Genomic DNA, 25,378 nt, shown 5'->3' with positions numbered 1-25,378 from the left:
TGTTTTGTAAATTTACTGTTTCTTTCTGTAAAAAAAGGTCTCCGTCGCTTCAAGCCCATACTGCTGAGGTTGAAAAATCTGTTCCGTTCCCCCTATGAACAAGTAGCCGCCGGGTCTCAGAGCTTGGCTGAACTTCGTGAAAATCGCTTCCTTGGCTTCATCGGTGAAATAGATCAGCACATTCCGGCAAACGATCAAATCGAAGCCCGTCTCATAACGGTCGGCAAGCAGATTATGCCGCTTGAACTGTACGCATCGCTTGATTTGGTCCGAGATCTGATATCGCTCGCCCTGCTTAGTAAAATAGTTACTCAGATGCACCTTCGGTACATCTTTTACCGCAGCCGCCGCATAATTCCCGATTTGGGCCCGATCAATCACGTGTTGGTCCAAATCCGTGGCTAGCAGCCGGATATCTCTCAGTTCCAGGAATTCGGACAGCAGCATGGCTATAGAATACGGCTCTTCTCCCGTCGAACAGGCGGCGCTCCAGCATTTCGGCTTGGGACTGAGTTTCATAAGCTCGGGAAATACCTTATCCCTCAGCACATCCCACCGCTGCGGATTCCGGAAAAACTCCGACACATTGATGGTCATCTGGTCCAGAAACTCAGCATATAAGTCAGGCTGGCTTGAAAATGCATTATAAAAATCAACAAAGCTGGCAAAGCCTCTTCTTTCGCGCAAACTGTTCAATCTGCGCTTCATTTGCGGTTCTTTATATAAAGCCAAATCAATGCCGGATTTTGTCTTCACTAGTTGGACAAACCGCGCAAAATCCTGATTAGGCTGCAGAGAGGTCAACATACCTCATTTCGCCTCCTTTTAACTAAGACACGGTTTTACCGCCCATTTTTGCAATGATACCCGCGATCTCCATAATCAGGGCCACGCTTCCGTCGCCAAGAATCGTTCCGCCGGCAATTCCGGTCACTTTGCCAATGTAAGAACCTAGCGACTTGATTACGATTTCCTGGTTGCCGATCAGTTCGTCCACCACCAAAGCCAGACGCTTCTCGGCCGAGCCGACGATGACCAGGGAAATATTCTGTTTGGCCGCCGATGACTTCGGCAGTTGAAAATATTCATGAATCCAGGCTACCGGAATCACCTGGTTGCGGAGCAGGATCACCGATTGTCCCCGCACCGTAACGATGTCTTCCCGAGTCACTCTCACGATTTCCGATATATTGCTCATAGGTATAATGAAAGTTTGAGCCGCAAGCTTTACAAGCAATCCTTCTATGATCGCCAGGGTCAGCGGCAATTTGATTTTGAAGGTTGTCCCTTTACCGACCGTCGTATGAATTTCGATCAGGCCGTTCAATTTCTCGATATGACTCTTAACGATGTCCATTCCAACGCCCCGCCCGGAGACTTCGCTGACGACCGCTGCGGTGGAGAAACCCGGGCTGAAAATCAAATCGACCGACTCCATCTCCGACAAATAGGAAGCCTCCTCGGGAGAAATGACCCCTTTGGCAATGGCGGAAGCCCGGATCTTCTCCGCATGAATCCCGGCCCCGTCGTCTTCCACGTAGATGACGACCTGGTTATCTTCATGAGCCGCCCGGATGGTCAATGTACCTTTGGCCGGCTTGCCGTTTGCCGTTCGTACTCCAGGGTCTTCAATCCCATGGTCCACAGCATTTCGGATTAAGTGAATCAACGGATCGGCAATTTCCTCGATCAGCGTCCGGTCCAACTCGGTGTCTTTTCCCTCTATCACCAATTCGATCTCCTTGCCAAGATCACGTGACAAGTCCCGGATCATCCGTGGAAACCGATTAAAAAGCTGTTCGATCGGAAGCATCCGCGTTTTCATCACACTCTCCTGCAAATCTCCGATAATACGCGACAAATGATCGGAAATATGACCGAGCTCTTCCACCGAATCATCCGTAAAACGTCTTCTCTGGGTGCGTTCGACCTGATGAATCCGGGTTTGGTCAATCACCAGCTCACCGACCAGATTCATCAGATGCTCCAGGCGTTCGACGCTCACCCGAATCGTCTGCGATTTGGCTTTGCCGGACGTCTGGCCCGAACCCTCCTCCGGACCTGCCGTTTTCACGGCCGTCTGCACAGTTGAAGGCTGGACAAGCTCGATTTCCTCGGAGGAAACGGCCTCAACCAATACGGCTTCCACATCCATTAGCGCCAAAGTAAAGGCCTCCAGTTCCTCCTGCCCCCGGTCGCCCGCATGGAGATAAAGGATCTCTGTCGCTCCCTCGGCCTGCTCCTCCAGCTCTTCCAAATCAGGTTGGGTATACAATACTTCCCCTAACTCAGCAAGGCTGGACTGGATGACAAACGCCCTTGCCCCCTTGATCGGACAGGAGCTTGAAATCCGTACGGAAATCCAATTGACCTGACGGCCCTGATCCAGACATTCGCTTGCCTTAAGCCGGTAATTGAGTGCCAATACCGGTTTTGCTTTTGCTGCATCGGTCTCCGCGTAACCGGTGATCTCCTCGGTCTCCGGAAGTTCTACCGTTTCCGCCGCCTCGGCATCTTCGGTTCCGTTAGCAAAGCTCTGAAGCTGCCGGACACAGGCCGAAATATCGATTCCCGTTCCGCCTCCGCCATCCACGATATCAAGCTTCAATAGCTTCAAGTGATCCAGAGCTTGAAACAATCGATCGATTAAAACTCCGGTTACCGTTCTTTTCCCGCTTCGCACCAGGTCCAGCAGTTGCTCCATCTCATGCGTCAATTGCTTCATGATATCAAAGCCCATGGCCGCCGAGGAACCTTTCAACGTATGGGCTGCGCGAAACAGGGCCTGCACGATTCGGGAGGAGTCCTCCTCCCGTTCCAGCTTCAGAATCTCCTCATCCATCAGTTGAAGCTGTTCTTCCAGCTCCTCCAGAAATACTTCTCTATATTCAGACAGCACGCCGGTAAGCCTCCTTATTCATGCAAAAGAACTTCGTCCAGTCTCAAGATGCCGACCAACCCGCTCTCCGCAAGCCCGATTCCCGTAAAAAAGCTTCCCTGTACGCCCCCAACCCGCTCGGGAGGAGGCTGAATATCCGTAAATGTCGTCACCTTATTCACCCGGTCCACGATGATGCCGACCGCCTCTTCCTGGTGATGAATGACGACGATCCGGCTGCTCTTGGTGTACTCCGCCTCTTCACTGCCGAACAGACACCGCAGGCTGATTACAGGAACAATCCGGCCGCGCAAATTGATAACGCCTTTGACGTATTCCGTTACGTTAGGAATGGCCGTGATCTCCTGAATTTTGATGATTTCATGTATATCCTGAATGCGAATGGCGTACTGCTCTTGTTCAATTCCAAACTCAATATACTGTTCCTGGCTGCTTGCCTGCATGTCCACTCCCGCCTCCCGCATGATTAAATTTTGAATGCCGCAACCATGCGGTTTAACTCTTCGGCAAGCTCGGCCAATGCCCCGGCCGTCGATGCCGTTTCCTCACTGCTCGCCGCCGTTTCTTGCGTCGCAGCCGAGATGCTTTCAATCGCGGCCACCACATCGCTGGCTTGAGCAGCCTGCTCCTCGCTCGCTGCGGCAATCTCCATGACCCGGCTAGCCGACTCGCTTACCATCGTTGAGATATTGCCGAAAGCCTCTCCGGATTTCTCGGTAGAGAGCACGCCCGCTTCCACGGCTTTAACCGTTTCCGTTGTATTATTCTGCATGCCCTTAATAATGCTTGTAATCTGTTTCGTGGCTTCTCCGCTTCGCTCCGCCAATTTCCGCACCTCATCCGCCACGACGGCAAATCCCCGGCCCTGATCCCCGGCTCTCGCCGCTTCAATAGCCGCATTCAAAGCCAACAGGTTCGTCTGCTCCGCGATGTCGTCTATAACCTCGATGATCTCACCTATACGCGTGGAATCTTGCTCCAAGCGGAGAACCTGACGACTTACCGTACTCATTTCTTCTACGGAGCGTCCAACAACCGCCCCTCCTTCATCGGCGACGTTAGCGGTTTTATTCGCCAATTCCGAAGCCGACGACGCGCTGGCAGCCACCGAGTTGATCGCGCTGGACAGCTCCTTGAACAATTCATTAATCGTTTGTACGGCATAAGCCTGATCTCCGCTGCCCGAAGCCAGTTCTTCGGAGCCTGCGGAAATTTGCTGAGAAGCCGCAGCAACCTGGGAAGCATTCAAGCTGACTTTTCCAAGCATAGTTCTCATGCTTTGCGAAATTTCATGGAATCCCCGGCCCAACACGCCAATTTCGTCATGTCTGCGCAAGATCGGTTCCGGCAACTCCTTGGTGAAATCCCCGCGAGCCATGTGCTCTCCGACCTCTACGGCTTGTTTAAGCGGTTTTACGATACTTCCGGTCAGCAACACGATGATGACCCCTAAAATAAGCAGGGTGACGACACCCGCGGCAATAATGGATGTTAGCAGCTTGTCCGAATCAGCCGTAACTTCCTTCATCGGCACTACCGTAGCTACCGACCACGGGGTTTCCGTATTGCCGATTGAGATCGGGGTATAAAGGAGGTAGTTCCCCTCCCAATTCCCCGTATAAGTGCTCCCTTGGGAAATGGATTTCATAATATCCTCGGAATTGGCAGTTTGAAATGCCTCGTCCATTTTCTTGCCAATTACGCTTCTGTCCGGATTGGTGACAATCGTTCCTTGGTTCGAGTAAATATGAGCGAAACCGGTAGTGTAGAGCTTGAACTGATCCATCATCTTCTGGAGATACTCCAGTTCGATATCCATACCGATCACCCCAACTACTGAACCGTTCTCCCTGATCGGGACAACCATCGACGTCATCATGACATCCTTCCCGTTAATTTGGTAATTGTACGGATCCAGAATCGTTTCCTTGCCCTGGCTCTTAACAGTTGCATAAAATCCGTCTTCGCCTTCAATATCATCCGCTGTAAGCGTGCTTAGCTCTAATCCATGATCCGTGCGCTTCCAATAAGGAAGCCATCTTCCATCCTCGTTGGAGCCCGGAGCGTTCCGGTATAATCCGTCTTTGCCATCAAAGGCATTAGGTTCCCAGATCGCCCATACCCCTATATAGGAAGGATTATTATCTATCACATTTTTAAGGATGGTATTGACCGTGTTCCGATTCGTCGTACCGCTCTGCTTCAAACTCTCCGTGGTTTCGGCCAAACTGCGGGCCACCCCGATGGCTTTGTCAAATTCCAGCTGAACGTTGGCTCCGATTTTTTCGCCTGAGATTTGCGAAAGCGAGATAGCCGTATCCATGGCTTCATTTTTGGTAGTTATTCCAATGACGGTCAGCATGCTTCCGAGGAGAATAACGATCGACCCGAGAATCGTGACCAGCATACGCGTCCGTAACTTCATAGAAAACCCGGTTTTTTTTAACTTCACATTTGCCCCCACCTAGTTATGAATTCACTTTAAACACTGAAATAGAATGATTCAATTCTTCCGCCAGTCCGGCAAGGGACTGAGCGGCCGAAGCCGTTTCTTCGCAGCTTGCCGCCGACTCCTCGGTTACCGCCGATATATTCTCCACCGCCGACATCACCTCAGCCGACTGGGCTGCCTGTTGCTGGCTGGCCGCTGCAATTTCGGTTACTTTGCTTGCAGACTCGCCGACCTTGTTGATAATGTTCTCAAAGGCTTCGCCCGTCTGCTTGGAAAGTGCAACCCCGTCGCGGGTAGCCTTCACGCTTTGACGCGTATTTTCCTGCATGCCCTTAATAATATCGGTGATCTGTTTCGTAGCCTCGCCGCTACGTTCCGCCAGCTTCCGAACTTCATCGGCTACAACAGCAAACCCTCTACCTTGATCCCCCGCCCGCGCAGCCTCAATCGCCGCATTCAGGGCAAGCAGGTTCGTCTGCTCCGCAATATCGTCAATCACTTCGATAATTTCGCCGATCCGGTTTGAATCCTCTTCCAGTTTCGTCACATGCACATTGACCAGGTTCATGCCTTCCACGGACGAGCGAACGACTTTTCCGCCTTGCTCGGCAATGTCCATCGTATCCTCGGAAATATCCGATGCCTGTTCGGCAATCCGGGCAACCGCGTGCGTTGCGGCCGTCAATTCCTGGAATAATTCGTTAATCGTTTGCGCCGCATGAGCCTGACCGGAGCTTCCTCCCGCAATCTCTTCCGTACTGGCCGAAATTTGCTGGGCTGCAGCCGAGACCCCCTCTGCGGTGGTAACTACACCGCCGACGATGCCCCGCAGGCTCAAAATCATCTCATTCGTCGAGGATGCAAGCTGACCAATCTCGTCCTTAGAAGTAATCTCCGCCGTTTCCGTCAGATCGCCTTTCGCTACTTTACCAACCAAATTAACGACTCTATGCAGCGGATTAGCGATACTGCGGGATAAAAACACAGCGAAGACTATACTGAGCAATACCGATATTACAAGCACTATGAAAGTGGTATTCCGCGAATCGAGATATACCTGATTTCCCTGGGCGCTACGTTCGTCCGCCAGCTTTACGTTCAAGGTAACCAATTCTTGAAGGAGATCCATGACCGTATCGCCATGCTTATCCATATCACCCTTCAGCAGTGCATGAAATTCCTCTGTCTTGCCTTCATAGATCAGGTTTCTAGCCTTGTTCAAATCTTGTTTGAAAATCTCCCAATCCGGACCAAAGGACTCCAAGAGGTCTTCTTCCGCGCTGGTCAACTTCGTGCTTTGGTACTGATCGATATTTGTTTCGACTTCATTAATGAAGCTGTCAATTTTCTGATTATACTCGTCTCGGTCTTCCTTGCTGTCGGCCAAGGATTGCATGTCGCGGATATTCACTCGGATTCTTTGATATAATCCCAGAGCATCGGACATATCCCGAACCGGAACCAAATTGTTGTCATACATGTCGGACATACTGTCGTTCAATTTATCTATACTGCTTAGTCCAAAGTAGCCTATGAACACCAGAAAAATGGCCATAAGCAGAAATCCAAAATATAGTTTTACTGAAATTTTCATATTGCGAAACCAGCTCATGATTACCCCTCGCTATCCCTGTCTTTAATTTGTTCCAGCTCTGCCTCAAGATGCTCCAAAATCAGTTCCAGTTCTTCTCCCGATAAGCTATCCTCATGATGAAATTTAATGAACTTCACTTGTTTAACCGCCCTCATTTTCGATCTTAAGCTCCTAATGTCTTTCTTATGGATTCCAGAACTCGTTCCTCTTGAAACGGTTTGACTATAAAATCTCTGGCACCGGCTTGTAGAGACTGCACTACCATCGATTGCTGCCCCATCGCCGAGCACATGATTATCTTTGCATTAGGGTCGAGCTGCTTAATCAGTCTTACAGCCTCTACCCCCTCCATAACCGGCATAGTGATGTCCATCGTCACGAGGTCTGGCGATAATGTTTTGTATTTTTCCACCGCCTCCAGCCCGTTTTCGGCTTCACCCACGATCTCATATCCTTGTTTACTCAAAATGTTTTTTAGCATCAAGCGCATAAAAGCTGCGTCATCAACAACCAAAATTTTATGCATGACCTTCCTCCTTAACCTTGCAACAGTAGGATCGTGTTGACCGGGCCTACGGCTTCCAAATGAACGGTCACCCGAATCCCGCGTTTAAATCCGTATAATTGAAGCTGCCCCACCATCACCGTCGGAGGGGTGATGTCAATGTGTTTGCCCCGGTTTGACAGAAGCGTCGATGTATTTCCGGCGATCATATTCGCCATTTCACCGACGAAGCTGTGAAGCATCTCTCCCTCCAGAGGCATGCCGCACATATTCTCGCTAAGCTTGGTGAAGATTCGGCTTTCTCCTTCTATAACCAGGCGTCCCTCCATATCTCCTACGATCCCTATCAATACGCCGACATCGCTTTGTATCAAAGTTTGATCGAACAAATTAGGCGCATCAACCCGCGTGGGACAGCTAAATATATGCTTTATCGATTCAATGGCGCTGTTCAGCAAGTCCGTTGCTCCTTCATACTTTTGCACTAAGCACAACCCTTTCTTCTGTGATGAATGTCCTATTTTTATGGTACCCTCATGATACACGCGCGTGAGGCAATCGTAACCGAAAAAGTCTTGCGTGAGCCCGCAAAAAAATTGCGGAATTTTGTAGAATGTTGTTAATTTCTGTCGAAAAACAAAAAAAAGACCACCTGTTGGCGTCAAGAATGACGATAAGGCGGCCTTCTTTCTATTGATTTTGTCCCTGAAATCTGTATCGCACAAAACCAGGACGATTTACCTAGATGTATAAGTTCAACTTTTCCTCCATCAGAGTTTGGATATGCTAACCTTTTACAGCCCCGGCAACTACACCATCGATAATGCTCTTCTGCATAATTAAGAAGAAGATGACCAGCGGCAGTGTAGATAGCACAAGCATCGGGAAGAATGACGTCCAATCCGTGGAAAACGGACCGACGTTTTTATAGACCTCCTGAAGCAAGACTGCCTTTCTGGGATCCTGCAGAAACAGAAGGGGCGTTAAGAAGTCGTTCCAGATTGCCAGCGCGTCCAGAATGGCTACCGTAGAAACAATCGGTTTAAGGAGCGGGAATATGATGCTCAAAAAGGTTCTGAACGTGCCGTAACCATCGATCGCCGCCGCTTCTTCCAGTTCTATGGGCACTGTATTGATAAAGCCCCGGAATAAAAATATGGACAGCGGCAGGTTAATACAAAATACATCAATCAATATGACACCGGGAAGCGTGTTCATCAAATGCAGGCCCGCGATAATTTTATACAGCGGAATGATTGCGATTTGAAAAGGGATGATGAGTCCGACCATAAATATAGAGAACATCCATTTAAATATTAATCTGTTGCTCCTTGCAATAACGTAAGCAGCCATGGAAGAAATCAGAATAAGAATTATTACGGCAATTCCGGTGATTAATAAATTGTTTGTGAACGCTCTCGGGTAGTTCATAGCCGTAAACGCTTCGATATAATTACCGAAATTCCACGTTGTTGGCAGACCAAGCGGTCTTGCGGTGGCTTCTGCCGGTGTTTTGAAGGTGGTTACCAACAGATAGTATATTGGGAGCAGCATCACCGCTCCAATGATGGCATAAAGGCAATTAAAAGTAACATTCTTGAATTTTTGTGTCCGGATCATGCGATTCTCTCCTCCCATTTGTTCAAGAAGAAGGTGATGATTTGAGTTAGTGCAAATACGATGACGAAGAAAACGACGGCAAAGGCCGATGCATACGCGGTCCGTCCGGAATTAAACCCTTCTCGGATCAGCGTTGTCATGATGGTCTCTGTTGCATAGCCTGGACCGCCTTTTGTCATTGCAAAGACGACGTCAAACACCTTCAATCCGCCGATCAGACTCATTAAAATATTGAACGAAGCGGCGGGATACAAAAGAGGGAGCGTAACTTTACGGAACGTTTGAAGTTTGCCTGCACCATCTATTTCGGCGGCTTCATAAAGCGAGCCATCGATACTCTTCAGATTGGCGATATAGATGACCATACTCCAACCCGTCCACTGCCACACCTGTGTGGCCAGCACGGAAAAGAGCGCGATCTTGCCGTTTCCAAGCCAGTTGACCGGAGTGCCTCCAAAAAACTGAATAATATTGTTTAACAAACCATAATCGGCCGATGTCATAATGTATTGAAACAAAAATCCCACAACTAAAATACTGAGCACCGCCGGCAAGAAAAAGATCGATTTGACCATATTGGCCATAATCCCTTTTCGATTCAGCAGGACAGCAAACAAGATGGCGAATCCATTCTGAAGCACCGTGATCACTAATGCATAAGTAATTGAATGTTTAATAGCCGCTATATTCTTGGTATCTGCAAACAGACTTGCATAGTTATCCAATCCGACAAAATTAAAATTCGGTTTATATACGGACCAGTTTGTCAGGCTGTAACCGAAGCTCATAAGCGACGGTACAATAAACAGTAGAAGAAAACCGATAAAGGCCGGGAGTATCATCAAAAGAAAAACCCTGTCTCTTCGCTTTGTATTCACTGGTGTCTCTCCTCCCCAATTCGGACTAGAGAGAAATAAAAACCGGGGAGCTCATAATCAAGCAGCCGGTTTTTATCTCCCACAGGGTCCCTTTTCTATTTCAACGAATCACGCATGACCTGATTAACTTGATCCGCGTCTTCAAGCGCTTGTTTGATCGTCTTAACTCCGGCAACTACTTCCTGCAGCGACTTTCCGTATCCTTCCACGACAGGATTGCCCGACACCCAAGCTGCTGTCCATGGAGCATACACATTGCCGGCTTTAAAGGCTTCTTCGCAGTCCGCATAAATTTCTCCCAAATCCACTTCTACGCCCTTCAAGAAAGAACTTCCTGCGTTATCTTTAATCAAAGCTTGCTGCGCTTCAGGAGTGGCCGTTAAATCAAGAATCTGGAGCACCTCAGCCTTGTGCTGGGTCTTGGCGTTGACGGCAAATGCGGATCCTGGCCCGCCTACAAGCCAACCCGGTCCTTCTTCCGATCCGGGAATCGGGAACATTCCAAGCTCAAAATCCGGGCTTTTCTCCATAATCGTTCCCACAGCCCAAGGGCCGCTTTCCCACATAGCTGCTTTACCCGTAGCAAACTCATCCAATGCCTGATCATAGCTCAATCCGAGCATATCCGGAGTCAGAATACCTTCCGTAATCATCCGCGACCAATTTTCAACGTACGGCAACCATGCCTCCGAAAGCTTGGCTTCTCCGTTGTTGAATTTCTCGTCAAAATCTTTGTTGTCAGGATTAGAGTAGAAGTCATTATTCACAAGTCCGATGCTTTGTTTCATCATAGGTTCCCAAGACTGGGCACCCATGATCTGAGACTTGATTCCTTTAGCCGCTAAATCTTTATGGATCTGAATGAACTGGTCGAACGACTTCGGCACCTCGATCCCTTGTTCCTTGAAGATTTTCTTATTGTAGAAAATACCTTCATACCAGCTTTGAAGCGGCGTAGCATAAACCTTACCGTTTACGGAGTAGGGTGCGAGACCGGCATCCGCATATTTGGAAGTAAAGCTCTCATTGGTCAGATCCATGAGAAAGCCCGCGTTTGCCAAAAGGCGGGTTTCGCCGCCCACTTCGATAATGTCCGGTCCTTGCCCAGCCTGGAGCTGGGAGTTCAGGACGTTGTTGAAGTTGTCGAGAGCAACAAATTCAAAAACGATCTTAATGTTAGGAAGCTTCTCATCCAGCATTTTCAAATACGTTGCCCGTGAGGATTCGGCGTTGTATGCCATAATTCTAATCTCCACCGGTTTGTCCGCATCCTTGCTCTTATCGGCAGAATTGGAGGCGTCATTTCCTCCGTTTTCACTGTTTCCGCAGCCTGCGATCAAGGCCGGGACCAACGTTAGAGCGAGCAGCATCGATAGCCATTTCTTTTTCATGTGATGTTATCCCCCTTTATTTACTACTTGGTTTCTATAATTATCATATCAGCGAGTCTACATGGCTCGAAGAGACTGTATTCCGTTTGTATATGACAAAGTTATTGAATTTCACCCGGATAGAGGGGGGAATTTCCAGTCATTTGAAAGCGATTGCACAATATTACGCTGTACGCAAAACTTCTATAACTTTATTACTTTTGAGGATTATTCTGAAGTTCAAGTACAATCGGCATTCCTGCTTGCGGTGTAAGTACCCGGACTTCCCCTTCGCTTACAATCGTGTTTCCTTCAAATAGCCAGCGCCCCCGGGGAATGCTCACCTCCCGGCTAGCTTTACCCTTCTCGTAAATCGGTGCGACAAGCGTATGACTGCCGAGCATAAACTGATCCGTTACTCTCTCGAATCCTTCCCCTGGGAATTGATACTCCATGAAGCGCAGCATAGGTTCCCCGCTGCTCACCGCCGCTTTAAAGCTGTCTTCTCTCTGAGACTCATATTGACTTCGGAGTTCCAAGTGGCGATGAATGATCTGAAGATGATCCGGTGACAACACCCGCCATGGGGCTGCAGAGAATTGTATTGCAGGCATCAGACAAGCAATCTCGCTGTGACGACAGAATAGTTCTTCATCAAGACCGCTGTCTTCAAGTTGTTGGAAGTTCAAATACTCCCCGCCCCCTACCATATCGGGACACGAGAATGGATGGCCCGTTATGCCTTGAAGCAGGCTGTCAGGGATCAATGCAGCAATCCCTTTATTTCCCCAGCCATGCTCTTTATCGCATAACCGCTGGAATAAGGAATATCCTCCGGCCCGAAAGGTGACCCGGTACTCGTTCAAGGCATATTTTTGCCCGTATTCCGCCCACAATCTGGATTGCTCGTTTGGAGTCACATTTCCGAAGGTCAGGTGACCTTCCCGATAATAGATGCTATCCCCGGCATCGAACTTGAATCCGTCTACTCCGATCTCCTGCAACGCCTGCAGCTGGCGGTCGAACCAGGCTACCGCTTCCGGGTTGGAGAAATCGAGAACAGCCGAGTATCCATTCCACCATTCGCATATATACGGCTTTCCTTCTGCAGTTTTGATCAGCAAACCTTTGTCACGCGCTTCCCGGTAGGCAACCGTATCCGGTGTAATAAACGGACAAACCCAGAGCATGACCGAGAATCCCATATCGTGCAGCTTGTTTATAAACTTGGCCGGATCGGGGAATTTACCGGAATGGAAACTCCAATCGCCGTAATATTCGCTCCATCCGTCATCAATCATAAGTACACCGGGTTCAAACCCGTTTTGAACGATGCTGTTCGCATAATGCAGCAAATCCTTCTCATTCTGGTGAAACGTAAGCTCTATCCAACTGTTAAAAATCGGCTTATCCAGAAGCGCCCGGGAAAGATTTACCGGTTTAAACGGGAAATGTCTCTCCATAGCGGCAAGATAAGCCCCTCGCAGCGTGCCAAATCCGCCTTCGCACCGAACATCATCCGGAACAACGATATTTCCCCGATCAAAATGAATAGGAAATCCCGCGTCCTTCCATATATATCTTCCCTTGGACGACACGAACAACGGCATCGCCTGGTTTGGAGTCCGGTTTGGATCAAGCTGAATCTCCAAATTATCCTCCGGACCCACGGGCATCCGAGTTCCGTCGCTTACACAACCGCCATACCAATATTCGTTCTCAAGCATTTGAATAATCATAAAAAGCCTCCCCCCATTTCTGACCTTAGATTACAGGAGGGGAAGCCTTAAAACAATGAAGCGTCTTCTGTTTTTCTAGCACTTTATTACTGATTTTCCGCCCGGTATTCATTCGGGGTCATACCCGTATTTTTCTTAAATAACTTAGAAAAATAGCTTGGATTGTCATACCCCACCATATAGGCGATTTCATAGCTTTTACAATCTGTCGTTCGCAGAAGTTCCTTGGATTTGTTCAGCCGGATCTCGGTCAGATAGGCCCACAAATTCCACCCGGTTTCCCGCTTAAACAGATAGCTGAAATAATTTTTACTTACCGATAATTCCGTGCATATTTCCTCTAAAGAGAGGTTCCGGTCGTAATTCTCACCCAAATAGCGAATACCACCTCAACAAGCGCGCTGTATCGAGGCTTTGCAGTCTGAGAACGATTTGGTGAAAGAAGCTGAAGAATTCTGTTCATAAAACGGCTCATTTCATCCGCTGTAGAGATATCCGATATGTCCCTATAACTTAAAAGGCGAATTTCATGATACTCGTCAGTAAGCCGATTCTCTTTGATCAACTTCTCCCGGATCGCACAGAATGCGTTGTAGTTGAAGTCAATAAACAGGTGAAGCGAGGCCGGATCCGATTTACAAGACAGCAATAGTACTTCTTCTATAATGCGTGCAGCTTCCTCAGCATCATTCAGGTTCAGCGCTTCGGCCAACCGTTTAGTATATGCCAATAAATCTACCTGCTGGAACGTCGTTTCAATCATATTATATCCGTAGCCCAGAACCTCTTCATCTCCGATATAAGAACTGAAACGGCTCAGCTGAGCCAATCGGCGGTACAGATGCGGCAGCTCGTCCAACCGAGATCCCCGGGGGCTAAAGCACACATGAATCTTCATATGAATTTCCTCGGCAAAAAGGTCGATCATCTTCGAGGCACAAGCAGACAACGACTCCTTCGAGCAATCGCCGCTCAGAATGGCTGTCCAGGCGTAATCTTTATAGTCGAATAGTACGCAGTGACCAAACTCCCCCATCACGGCGGACATCCGCTCCATGATAAAGGCCATCTGTGCATCCAGCTGCAACCCGTTTTCGATATAATCGTTCATGGATTGTTCCGTGAGATTAAAGCTGAATAACGTATAAGATGATAAATTCAAATTTAGACTGCTCGTACTTTTTCCGGCAGCCAGCGGATTTACCCCTGTGCTCATATATCGATAAATGACCTGTTTGTCATGCGCCACCCGATTTTTTACCGCGTTTTTCTCCGCAATTATCTTATCGCTGATTTTGGCAATGATTTTTTTGAGGGTCTGCTCCAGTTCGAACTCATCTACTGGCTTTAAGATATAATTGGAGCATCCCAGCTCAATCGCCCTTTTAACGTAATCAAAATCCGCGTAGGCGCTGATCAGAATAAATTCCGCCCCCGGATTCGTAACCCGGGCTTTTTTTATAAATTCCAATCCGTTTAAGTTAGGCATTTTGATATCGGTAATGATAATATTGGGATCCTCCTGATGGCACAGGTTCAGGGCTTCCAATCCGTTCTGAGCCGTACCGACAATACGGATGCCGAGACTATCCCAATCCAGAATATTTTCCATCATCTTAATAGACAACACTTCATCATCTACAATGATCGCTGATAGCACTTTAACCCTCTTTTCGCTTCGGTATCGTAATTACGATACTCGTATTCATACCTTCTCTGGACAGCATTTTAACCCCCGCTTGCATTCCATAACAGCTCTTTAGTCTTTGATTCAGATTCAGCAAGCCGATGCTTTGATTCTGTTTGTAAGTATCCTGGTTAGACAGCATACTATTGATACGTTCGACTTCAACGGAATCGACAGCAGCACCGTCATTCGTTATCGCTATATAAATTTCGCTCCCGGCGTCTTCCACCACGATCGAGAGATGTCCTTCCTTCCGATCCTCAAAGCCATGCTCAATCGCATTTTCGACTAACGGCTGAATCATCAGTTTCGGGACAAGGAAATGATCCAGTTGTTCATCGCAACTCATACTGTATTTAATCAGGCCGTTAAACCGAATGTTTTGCAAAATGATGTAATTCTCCGTATAGCTTAGTTCCTGCTTCAACTCCACCAGTTCATACGGATTATAAACGGAATAGGACAGTATTTTCCCCAGAAGCGTAGTCGCTTTAGAGATGGATTCGGTATCGCCGCATACCGCCATTGCCTTTATGGATTGCAGGACATTATTTAAAAAGTGCGGATTGATTTGATGCTGCAACACCTTTAGCTGTTCCGTAGCGAGACGTCTTTGTTCCTCAACGACTTCGTCCGTCAATTGGTTAATGTTCTTTAGCATATGGTCGGCCGTCTCAGCTATCAAGTTGATTTCCTTACTCCTGGATTCCTTGAAAGAGACATCCCTGCGTCCCGAGGCGATCTGATTGAATCGTTGCAGTAAGCTTTGCATGGGATTCAGGATGGATTTGGATATCAATCCCGACAACAAAACCACCAGCATGCAAGCGATTACAACCATGGCTATAACAACGGTCGTATTGGTTGAACGCAGCTCCTCCACTTCGTTTAGCGGCATAATGCCCAGAATAGCCCAACCGGAAACTAGCGAGGTTTCATTAACGACTAAATAGGATACCGGATGATCCCCGCTCTTGGCAACTATAAAAGACTTCTTCCCCTTCCTCAACCCCTCGCTAATTTCTTCCTTCTGCATGGTTGAGAGATGGCTGTTGTTTGCAAAATGGACCGGGTTAATACCATCATAAATGGCGATTTGCATATTTCCTTGTCCGTTCTTATCCGATAAAATCGGGTCCAGATTAAAGTCCGTCATTAAAAAGGTGCGCTCGGCTGCATAATATTGATTAGCGTTAATAATGGGCGTAATTACGGACACGGTCTTGCGGTTCCGATAATTAAGCAGGTAGTCAGTCGGGTGGAAATTAGTAAAGCGTATATATTTATCCTCCATATATGCCGCCTTATAGAACCAGTCTTGCTGATCAAAACGATACCCGCGGACCGGCGAGCTCCCGTAGTAATACAAATACTCGTGATTATTTCCAATAATCAAGGCGTTGGTGATGTTGCCCAACACATCAAGCTGCTTGATCTTGGAGGCAACCTCCCGCTGGTTGTAGAGCTCGACAGAGTAATCTATTTCCTGGACACTGTTTCGGTAGGTAACCGCATTAATAATGTCCTGATCATTCGCCACGATTTTGGACACCGTAATCAGCTGATCCAAATGATTATCGATCAACGATAGGTTCGCCTTCACCACTTTGTTGATAGAATCATAGCTTTGCTTCTGATAGCTGGAAATATTGTAATTTAGAATCAAACTGCCAAAGACGACGATCAAGGCTATAAATACGATGGAAAAGCTGAAGATCATCTGCTGGCGCAAAGAAAATTTCACGCGTCGGCCTCCCCCTGCCACACTTTAAAACCAATGGAATCCCATTATTCTAGCATATTTATTACCCGTCATCTGTAACCTTCCCATAGAAAAAGGGCCCCAAACCGGGGCCTGAAATCAATAATATATTAGACCGGCGGATTCGAAAAGTCCGAATCGGACAGCAATCCCATCGTCTTTGCCTTCATGGCGGCTTCAATTCGCGATTTAACGCCCAGCTTGTGGAACAAGCTCGTTAAGCTGTATTCCAGGGATCGCTGACTTACCAGAAGATTTTCGGCGATGGCCTTATTGCTTTTGCCTCTGGCTATTTGCTTTAAAATATCATATTCCTTGCCCGTCACCACACCTGTTTCCAGGCCGCTCGTCTTCTCGGTCTCCTGCGCGGAGACTCTTCTCATTTGCCGGACCAGGGACAACGGCAGCACCGCCTCACCCCTTAAGGCGCATCGTACCGCGGTCACAAGCTGCTCTTTGCTCGCCGTTTTCAGGACGAATCCCGAAATCCCCGCTTCCATCATGAGATTAAAATGGTTGGTAAACTCAAATCCCGTATAAATCAATATTACGGCCTCCGGCCTGATCGCAATGATTTGCTTGGCCAAGTCAATTCCGTTCATTTTCGGCATATGAAGATCGAGCAGCATCAAGTCGTAATGGTTTTGACGGACGAGCTCCAGCGCCTTCTCTACCGTCTCGGCGTTTGCCACAACCATATCTCCTTCCTGTTCAAGCAGTACCTTGGTGCCTGCCATGACCGAAGGATGATCATCCACCAGCAAAATATGGACCATCACTGAACACCCCTTCTTCCAGTCTTCTTTAGCTACCGGGCAGGAATAGAAATCCTTATGGACAATCCTTCTTCCGGTGTTGAGAGAAACTCAATCTGTCCATCCATTCCGCGAACCCGCTCTTTCATCCCATAGATCCCCATACTGTTAAACGTATTGATCGTTGTTCCCACATCCATCCCGACGCCGTTATCTTCGTATTCCAAATAAATCTGATCGTTGCCGGAATACATTTTAATGGTTACCCGGGACGCATTGGAGTGCTTCGCCGCGTTAGCCAACATTTCCTGAACGATCCGGTACAAGCCGATAATGATATCATCGTGGATGGCATAGCCGAGATCGGAGTAGTCGAAGTGGATCGCGTAGTTCGTACGCAACTGCGCAAATTCGAACAGCGTTTCCAGGGACCGCTCCAGGCCTTCTTCTTTAAGCAGCGGAGGTCTTAACTCATTGCAAGTAATCCTGATCTGGTAAATGACGTCAAGCAACCCCTGCTCGATTTCTGCCAACTGCCGCTGATATTGGACGGGCAGCCCGGTATCCAGGGTGAGCTGATTCAACCTGTGATACCAGACAATCTGCTCTTGCAGCGCCGCATCATGAAGATCCTGGGACAACCGCTTTCGCTCATTTTCGGACAGATGAAATATGAATCTCAGCAACCACTGCGGCATCACCCGCCCCGAGGCTAATAGGTCCACATTCCTTTTTAAATCCTCAATAACACGGAAGTTATCATACAAAACGCTAACATAACGCGATAGCGTCTCAAGCCAAACCCTCGGGGCCTGTTCGATTAACCGGGCTGTGCTCTCTCCTACGCAAAGAATGCTGTTCTCCCCGTTGACTTCCCCGATTTTGACATAGTGCCCCTCGAGCGTATCGAACAGTCTGCATAAAGGGAGCCTGTCGGGGCCATGCTCCCGGATGCTCTGCAGCACTTCATCGGGAACTTCCGGACAGCCATGCGTCACGACCACCTGTCCTTCGGAATCCGCCCTTAACAGGGTGACCTTACTGGTGCCGAGCACCTGCCGGACTTCCCTCACCAGCCTGCTGTTTAACTCATCTACCTTGACCACGCCGAAAAGATCGGATGAAAATTGGTCCAGACTGGTTTGCAGCCGGAAATAACGGTCTTCGCTCTGCCGGAGCAGCTGCTCGGCGTTCCACCGCTCCACCTCGGCCTTTTTTCGAGAAGTGATGTCCCAAGACAAAGTCATGGCGGCTCTCTCGAGATGGGAGAGCGCTATGGTTACCGCTTCAACCTCAATCACATCACCGTTCAGACAAACTACTTTATGTTGGGACGTCGGGGCACCTCCCAACTCAAAGATGGCATGAGCTCCTTGGGTTGCCGCGTTCTCCTCGTAATTCCCCCTTGCCACAACGTCCCAGGCGGTGAGTCCGATAATCTCGCTCTCATCCTTCGCACCGTAAAGAGCGGCGCTTGCGGGGTTGGCATAGGTAATGATGCTGTCCTGATGAAGAAGAATCGAAATCGGGGCTAGTTCCACGAGCTGGCGGTTTAATTCCTCGCTTGCCAGCAATGCGCGTTCCGCCTGCTTCCGCGAGGTAATATCCTCAAAAACAATCTCCACCGTCGAGTTCGACGCATCGAATATTCCGACCACCCGCGCCTCGACCTTTTCCCCGTCCGTCCGAACCAGTGTAATTTCCTCCGGGGGTAGAGTGCCTTTCTCCATCACATTTCTAAACAGGTCTCTGCAACGCTCCATATCCTCCTCGATGACCCAATCCCATGGAGTCGTCCCGACCACACTGGCAAGCTCGGCACCTAGGATTTGCATTCCGGCAGGGTTTACGAAGACTATAATGCCGTTGTGGCATAATGCGATCGCTACAGGAGACAACTCTACGAGCCTGCGATACCTCTCCATGCTTTCTTTTAGGGCAACCTCGATCTTCTTGCGTTCGGTAATATCGTAAAAGACGTGTACGGTCGAATCCGTATGCGCATCATAAATACCTGATACCTCGGCATGGATCAATTGACCGTTTTGTCCGATCACCTGATATTCAACCGGTTCTCCAGATTCCTCCTGCACAATGGCGCGGATTCTGTTTCTGGCTTTACTCCATTCGTGCGGGGGAAGGATTCGGAAGATTTCCTGACCGATCATCTCTTCCAGCGTATCGAAGCCCATTAATTGCAGGCCGGCAGGGTTAGCATAAAGGAACCGCTCATTTCTCTGCACAATCGTCGGGTGGGGAACGAGTTCGATCAGCCTGGAAAATCTGTCCTCGCTCTCCTTAAGCTCCCGCTCTGCCTTTTTCTTGTCGGTGATATCCAGCACCATGCCGTCCAAACGGATTAATTGACCGTGCTCGTTGATGCTCGGAATAACTTGGACTTCCACCCAACGGGTCCCCCCGTCGGCGTGAATAATCCGATACTCACTGGAGTCGGATACGCCTTTGCGCAAACCGGCAGCCAATTCACTGAAATGACTGGCATCTTCCGGATGAACGATTTTTTCCCAGGCCATTTTGCTCCTGAAATTCTCCGGTGTAAACCCTGTAATCTTCATAAATGCTCTGGACGTAAAGATGACCCTTTTTTGCCGGTCGTCATAAGACCAGGTACCCACATCTATATTGTGCAGCATATTTTCAAGCAGACTGATCCGTTGGCCCGCGTCCTCCAGCTCTTTGCGAACCCGACCGAGGCATTTTTGAAAGAATCCGATTACCGCTAACAAAGCAATTAAAAAAATTAGGGTAATGATTACGTAGATTAGGCTGTTCAAGTTGGCCTCCCCCTTACTACCAAGATGACTTACACTCCGACGGGACAACTAACTTTTCGTTACTTATAAATTGTTTATCGGCCTGAACCCCTGAATTGCTAAGATTGCCGAAGAATAAAAACAATAACAAATTTTGGACTGTTTATGGACATTCAAGTGAGCATTTGAATATGATGAGGGAAAGTCGTATAATGGCCTTAAACAATCAAACACTCATTTGAATATCAATAAAATAGAGAGGAGGAGACTTATGGGATCAGATCTGGAAACGATTGAAGAGATTTGCGAGCATGGTTGCGGCGATTCGGCCCGTACGGACCAACTTCGTGAATCTTTGCAAGAAGACGACATCATGGGCATGGTACAAATCTTCAAAGCATTATCCGACCCCAATCGGATGAAGATCGCCTATTTGCTGCTCCGGGGACAGGAATGCTGCGTGTGCGATATCGCCGCTGTATTAGGCAGTTCGGTCGCCACCGCCTCCCACCATCTCCGCCAGCTAAAGCTCATGGAAATCGCAAAATCCCGCAAGGATGGGAAGAATGTATTCTATTCGCTGAAAGACCATCATATCGAGACGCTCATTACGATGACGCTGGAGCATCAAAAGGAGAGGAACGAGCATGAATAACCAGGACTCCGCCCCGAAGACAGCCGGGTTGCCGAATGGGGATTCCCGCAGGGAATATAAGGTTCAGGGCTTGTCCTGCGCCAATTGCGCACGCGAAATGCAGGAAGAGATTCAAAAGCTGGATCACGGGAAAGATGCCGCTTTGCTGTTTAACAGCAGCCGCCTGCTGGTCCGGCCGGAAGTGGATTTGCAACGGGTACAACGAATATTGAGCGGAGACGGTGCCTCATTGGTAACTCCATCTACAGCCGGCGGCACCGATAAGGGAAGTGGGACTACGGCAAAGGCCGGTCACAAGCACTCAGGACATGACCACAAACACGGACATGAGCATGGGGACGAACATGGGCATGAGCATGAAAATGCGGATAGTCACGGACACAGCCATGGACATAGTCATGGCGAAGGTGAAGGCCGAATCGGCCAATGGCTGCTGACCATCTCGGCCGTGCTCTACGCCGCTACGTTCATTCTCGATACCCGGATTCCCGGGAACGCCATTATCCTGATGTACATTGTTTCTATTGTACTAAGCGGCTACTCCACCTTTATACGGGGGCTCCGCAATCTGTTCCGTCTTAAATTCAACATGGATACCCTGATGACCGTCGCGCTGGTCGGTGCCTCTCTGATCGGTGAATGGAAGGAAGCGACGCTTGTCGCGATTCTGTTCGGTTTGAATGAGCTTCTGGAAGGGTACGGGATGAGCCGGGCCCGCAAATCGATGGAAGCGCTGCTGGATGCGGCCCCGAAACAGGCTGTCCTTGTACAGGACGGACGCGAGGTGACGGTTCCGATCACACAGCTTCGGATCGGAGACCTTGTGCTGGTCCGTCCCGGCGAGAAGATCCCTTCGGATGGCTCCGTTCTGGAGGGACATAGCGCAGTGAATGAGGCGGCAATTACGGGCGAATCGATCCCGGTGCCGAAAAAGCCGGGGGCATCCGTCTTTGGCGGGAGCGTCAATGCCGAGGGATTGCTGAAGATAAGAGTCGAGGCAGCTTACGAAGACTCCTCGCTGGCTAAAATTATGCACCTGGTGCAGGAAGCCCAGGATACCAAGACACCGACCGAACTGTTTATCGATAAGTTCGCCAAGTATTATACACCGGCCATTATGGCCATTGCCGCGCTTGTCATCCTTGTGCCTCCGCTGCTTTTCGGCCAGCCTTGGATGAAATGGCTCTACGAAGGACTTGCGATCCTGATCGTCGGCTGCCCTTGCTCGCTGGTGCTCTCGTCGCCGATTGCGCTGGTCAGCGGCATGACCCGCAGCGCCCGGAACGGCGTGCTCGTCAAGGGCGGGATTCATCTGGAGCAGCTCGGGAAGATCAATGCCATCGCTTTTGACAAAACCGGCACTCTGACCATGGGCCGTCCCGCCGTCATCCGCGAGGTCGTGTACGATTCGGAACGGTTCTACCGCATCGCGGGAGCCATGGAGACCGGCTCGCTGCATCCCCTCGCCGAGGCGATCGTGCGGCAGGTTGAAGCCGGCGGTCTTGCCAGAGCTGCGCTGCCGAAGCCTTCCGGGCTGACGACGCTCCCCGGCGTCGGTCTGTCCGGAGACATCGACGGCACGCAGTACTGGGTCGGCAGCGAGGAAGTACTCGAGCTGCTCGCCCTGCCGGCGGCCGACCGGAGCCAGGTCGCGGGAGACCTGGCCCGCCTGAAGGAGGACGGCCTCACCGTCGTGCTGGCGGCCGATAGCCGCCGCGTGCTCGGCCTGTTCGGCCTCGCCGATGAGCTCCGTCCGGAGAGTCCGGACGTCATCGCGCGGCTGCACCGCAGCGGCATCGCCCACACCGTCATGCTGACGGGGGACCATGCCGGTTCCGCCCGGGCGGTCGCCGCCAAAGCCGGCGTCACCGACTGGTACGCGGGCCTGCTCCCGGAGCAAAAGGTCGAGCGGATTCGCGAGCTTTCCGCCAAGTGGAATGTCGCGATGGTCGGCGACGGCATCAACGACGCGCCCGCGCTTGCCGCTTCAAGCCTCGGCATCGCCATGGGTAAAGGAACGGACAGCGCGGTGGAAACCGCCGATATTGTCCTGATGCAGGATCACCTCGGCAAGCTGCCGGGCGCCATTTCCGTCGCGAGACAGGCCAGCCGAATCATCCGCTGGAATATCGGCATCTCCCTGACGCTGAAGCTGATCGCCTTGCTCTTAACCATTCCCGGCTGGCTGACGCTATGGATTGCCGTCATGTCGGACATGGGCGCGACGATCCTCGTAACCTTGCTTGGACTGACCGTCCTGCTGGGCAAAGATAAGTAGGGGAGTTTAGTTCTCATCCAACAACGACTAAGACTTCTCCCTCAACTAAACGTCCCATTAAGCATTCTCAGCACCAAGCAGATTAATTAACTGGAAAACCTACAGTTAATTTTCATCAACTCCACTAATTTTCTTATTTAGCTGGAAATCCTGCAGTTAATTCAGGCCCGAAGTGCAAATTTGCAGCTTTGGGGCCCAAATAACTGTAGGTTTTCCAGTTATTTATTTCTTTTTCGGTTTTTCCAGCAAATTAGCTGTAGGAAATCCATCTATTGGGCATGCAAATGAAGTGCCTTTATGTGACTTCCAGGATCTTAACGTCATAGGTACACCAGGCAATAGGCCATGGACCTTAGATGTTGGGACCGTTCCGTTATTTTCCAATTTTATCTATAAAACCACAACTTTTCCTAGGCCTGAGGCGTTCATATAGTTGTAAAGGAGGCTTTTCAAATGAAAAACTCAAAATCGACCGTCGCAAAGGCTGCAGCTGTCGCTCTAATCCTAACAGTCACGATGACTTCGGGAAGCATTCCCCGCCTGGCGCCACAGTCCGCGGCAGCCGCAACCGACTCCGTCAATCAAAAAACTACCCGAGCGCTGGAGCATAAGCCCTTCAAACAATCCCGGCAACTTTATATTCCTTTGAGAGATGCGGCATATCTCTTCGATCTTCAGCTCACCTACAACCATGCAACTAAGGCGTTAGAACTCACCGGGGTCACCCAGTATGCCAAATTGAAGGCGGGCAGCGCAAGCGCCACCGGCAAAAATAACGTCACCGTATCCCTTGGAGCTCCCGTACTAATTAAGCAAGGCGTCACCTATGTACCGGCTTCTCTTTTTGCGAAACTGTTCGGAATTTCAATCACGCTGTCCGGCAAACAGGAAATCACTTATGTTTATTCCTCTAAGTACGTCATGGCCCAAGCCGGAGACAAGCTATTCTGGCTAAACCGTGAAAAAGGCGTATTATACGCAGGCTCCAGTGGCCAACTCCCCGTCCGAACCGGCACCATTCAAGTCGAACACCCCGATTGGCTGGCTATGGATGCCCATAAAATCAACGATTCCACCTATGTGGTGAACATTTATAATAGTTACGGAGAGCCGCACATCTTTGATGGACGGTATCGTGCTATATTGCATAACGGCTCCATCGTCCGTCAGACGAGCATGTCTTATGGCGGGCCTTCTTCTATTAATCTGGAAAAAGACGTACTAACGTATGACGGCAAAATCATCCTCAATGACGGCCAGGTCGCCGAACTCGTCACACCCGACGGAAAGCTCGCCGAGAGCATTGATCTCGAGAAGTTCGGTGGCCCGGATGACGTCTACAGTCTGGAAGCCATAGAAGCCGACTTTTTGCTGATCCGTCCTTACTCTACGGGGACTCTGCTGCTGGTTGACCGAAGCTCGGGCAAGACAAAGTCCATCTATCTCGACCTGCTGGACAAGGACGTCATCGACCGGATCCAAAACGATGAATTCGGTATTGGCGACGGGTTGAAGTATATCAGCCGAACCGGGGACCAATTGAAATTTAAATGGCATCTTTCTTATTTCGGTTCCGAAGCGGTTACGATGACCTACGATCTTTCCAAGTAAAAATCATTCTTACAAAAAAAACAGCGGTACAACGCGCAACTGCGCGTGTACCGCTGTTTGATCGTACCCGGCCATCCCCGGGTGGAACTATTAACTCTTAAGATTCCAATGACGTTTTCAGTTCATCCGAAGAACGGTCCCACCATTCCTGGTTTGTCTCGATCAGCAGCTTCTTAAGAGCGCCTCTTTGCTCAGCGGACAAACCATCCAAAATGAACCGGCGTTTCAACGCGTAGTCCATTTTGTTGACGTGATCGGCAAGAATTTTCCATCCGCGGCGTGCTTCAGTATCGATCCACATTTCGCAGGCTGTCATCCCGCCGTAAAATTGGCCCTCGGGAGAACGGTCAACCGCGACCCAAACGACCCAAACTTGGCGACCGGCCGGTACATCTTCACGGTTCATCGAGAATTTGATACCTTTCTCCACCTTGCTCTTGGCGTGCATCGCACCGATATCGATATAAGCCTCATCCCCGTCGATAATGACCGGAGACATGCTGTTCAGGTCGATGGAGCCGGCGCCAAAGCCCTTATGCTTACTCTTCTCCTCATTGCCGATAATGTTCAGGGCGAATATCTTCTTGCCCGTCTTCTGCGAATTCGAATTGTTGTTGTCCATGAGTCCCTCCCATTGTTACCTATCTGAATTTAATTAAATTTCTATTCCAAGCGGAGTTAAACCGCCGATTTCGCTTCAGCCGAAAGGGCTGTTTTAACCCTTGGCAGTTTAATTTAATTTTAGCTAATAATCTCCCAAATGCAAACATATACATGCTGTAGATGCTTGTCAACGGGA

Annotated in this window: 20 protein-coding genes; 3 read left to right on the top strand and 17 right to left on the bottom strand. The window is 49.4% G+C overall.

Features of this window, described 5'->3' with window-relative positions; genetic code table 11:
* Positions 1-12 precede the first annotated feature (12 nt).
* From KB559_RS20835 to KB559_RS20760, 16 genes are all read right to left on the bottom strand, one after another.
* On the bottom strand, positions 13-807 hold the full coding sequence (locus KB559_RS20835; protein WP_211024700.1) for a CheR family methyltransferase: 795 nt from the start codon (positions 805-807) through the stop codon (positions 13-15).
* A 22-nt stretch (positions 808-829) separates the two neighbouring features.
* Positions 830-2,899 (bottom strand): chemotaxis protein CheA, encoded by a 2,070-nt coding sequence (locus tag KB559_RS20830; RefSeq protein ID WP_211024698.1) that lies wholly within the window; start codon positions 2,897-2,899, stop codon positions 830-832.
* Positions 2,900-2,913: 14 nt separating this feature from the next.
* Positions 2,914-3,342, bottom strand: a complete 429-nt coding sequence (locus tag KB559_RS20825) for a chemotaxis protein CheW (RefSeq protein WP_211024696.1) — start codon at positions 3,340-3,342, stop codon at positions 2,914-2,916.
* Between the two features lie 23 nt (positions 3,343-3,365).
* On the bottom strand, positions 3,366-5,324 hold the full coding sequence (locus KB559_RS20820) for a methyl-accepting chemotaxis protein (RefSeq protein ID WP_211024694.1): 1,959 nt from the start codon (positions 5,322-5,324) through the stop codon (positions 3,366-3,368).
* Between the two features lie 43 nt (positions 5,325-5,367).
* Complete coding sequence (locus KB559_RS20815; protein ID WP_247681994.1) at positions 5,368-6,945, bottom strand: methyl-accepting chemotaxis protein; 1,578 nt, start codon at positions 6,943-6,945, stop codon at positions 5,368-5,370.
* A 163-nt stretch (positions 6,946-7,108) separates the two neighbouring features.
* Positions 7,109-7,471 (bottom strand): response regulator, encoded by a 363-nt coding sequence (locus KB559_RS20810; protein WP_211024690.1) that lies wholly within the window; start codon positions 7,469-7,471, stop codon positions 7,109-7,111.
* An 11-nt stretch (positions 7,472-7,482) separates the two neighbouring features.
* A complete protein-coding gene (locus KB559_RS20805) occupies positions 7,483-7,935 on the bottom strand; it encodes a chemotaxis protein CheX (protein WP_211024688.1) in 453 nt (150 codons plus the stop codon).
* Between the two features lie 301 nt (positions 7,936-8,236).
* Positions 8,237-9,070: a carbohydrate ABC transporter permease gene (locus KB559_RS20800; protein ID WP_211024686.1), complete on the bottom strand. Its 834-nt coding sequence runs from the start codon at positions 9,068-9,070 to the stop codon at positions 8,237-8,239.
* The gene (locus KB559_RS20795) at positions 9,067-9,948 is read right to left on the bottom strand and encodes a carbohydrate ABC transporter permease (RefSeq protein WP_211024684.1); all 882 of its coding nucleotides are present in this window, start codon (positions 9,946-9,948) and stop codon (positions 9,067-9,069) included. Before KB559_RS20795 ends, KB559_RS20800 begins: the two co-directional genes overlap by 4 nt.
* A 95-nt stretch (positions 9,949-10,043) precedes the next feature.
* Complete coding sequence (locus tag KB559_RS20790; protein WP_211024682.1) at positions 10,044-11,339, bottom strand: ABC transporter substrate-binding protein; 1,296 nt, start codon at positions 11,337-11,339, stop codon at positions 10,044-10,046.
* A gap of 194 nt (positions 11,340-11,533) precedes the next feature.
* A complete protein-coding gene (locus KB559_RS20785; RefSeq protein WP_211024680.1) occupies positions 11,534-13,057 on the bottom strand; it encodes a glycoside hydrolase family 31 protein in 1,524 nt (507 codons plus the stop codon).
* Positions 13,058-13,143: 86 nt separating this feature from the next.
* Complete coding sequence (locus tag KB559_RS20780) at positions 13,144-13,431, bottom strand: helix-turn-helix domain-containing protein (protein WP_211024678.1); 288 nt, start codon at positions 13,429-13,431, stop codon at positions 13,144-13,146.
* A complete protein-coding gene (locus KB559_RS20775) occupies positions 13,398-14,717 on the bottom strand; it encodes a response regulator (protein WP_211024675.1) in 1,320 nt (439 codons plus the stop codon). Before KB559_RS20775 ends, KB559_RS20780 begins: the two co-directional genes overlap by 34 nt.
* Before the next feature lies 1 nt (position 14,718).
* The gene (locus KB559_RS25515; protein WP_211024673.1) at positions 14,719-16,488 is read right to left on the bottom strand and encodes a sensor histidine kinase; all 1,770 of its coding nucleotides are present in this window, start codon (positions 16,486-16,488) and stop codon (positions 14,719-14,721) included.
* A 128-nt stretch (positions 16,489-16,616) separates the two neighbouring features.
* A complete protein-coding gene (locus tag KB559_RS20765; protein ID WP_211024671.1) occupies positions 16,617-17,282 on the bottom strand; it encodes a response regulator transcription factor in 666 nt (221 codons plus the stop codon).
* Positions 17,283-17,314: 32 nt separating this feature from the next.
* On the bottom strand, positions 17,315-20,056 hold the full coding sequence (locus KB559_RS20760; protein WP_211024669.1) for a PAS domain-containing sensor histidine kinase: 2,742 nt from the start codon (positions 20,054-20,056) through the stop codon (positions 17,315-17,317).
* A 250-nt stretch (positions 20,057-20,306) separates the two neighbouring features.
* Between KB559_RS20760 and KB559_RS20755 the strand changes: the two genes are divergently transcribed.
* From KB559_RS20755 to KB559_RS20745, 3 genes are all read left to right on the top strand, one after another.
* Positions 20,307-20,690, top strand: a complete 384-nt coding sequence (locus tag KB559_RS20755; protein WP_211024667.1) for an ArsR/SmtB family transcription factor — start codon at positions 20,307-20,309, stop codon at positions 20,688-20,690.
* Positions 20,683-22,968: a heavy metal translocating P-type ATPase gene (locus KB559_RS20750; protein WP_211024665.1), complete on the top strand. Its 2,286-nt coding sequence runs from the start codon at positions 20,683-20,685 to the stop codon at positions 22,966-22,968. Before KB559_RS20755 ends, KB559_RS20750 begins: the two co-directional genes overlap by 8 nt.
* A 453-nt stretch (positions 22,969-23,421) precedes the next feature.
* Positions 23,422-24,579: a copper amine oxidase N-terminal domain-containing protein gene (locus tag KB559_RS20745; protein ID WP_211024663.1), complete on the top strand. Its 1,158-nt coding sequence runs from the start codon at positions 23,422-23,424 to the stop codon at positions 24,577-24,579.
* A gap of 97 nt (positions 24,580-24,676) precedes the next feature.
* Here the strand turns inward: KB559_RS20745 and KB559_RS20740 are convergent, their stop codons facing one another.
* Complete coding sequence (locus KB559_RS20740) at positions 24,677-25,201, bottom strand: YwhD family protein (RefSeq protein WP_211024661.1); 525 nt, start codon at positions 25,199-25,201, stop codon at positions 24,677-24,679.
* Positions 25,202-25,378: the final 177 nt, after the last annotated feature.

This window comes from Paenibacillus sp. Marseille-P2973, assembly GCF_018101095.1.
GTDB lineage: Bacteria > Bacillota > Bacilli > Paenibacillales > Paenibacillaceae > Fontibacillus > Fontibacillus vini.
The sequence above is the reverse complement of the archived record's forward strand: the minus strand, read 5'-3'. Positions and strand labels throughout refer to the sequence as shown.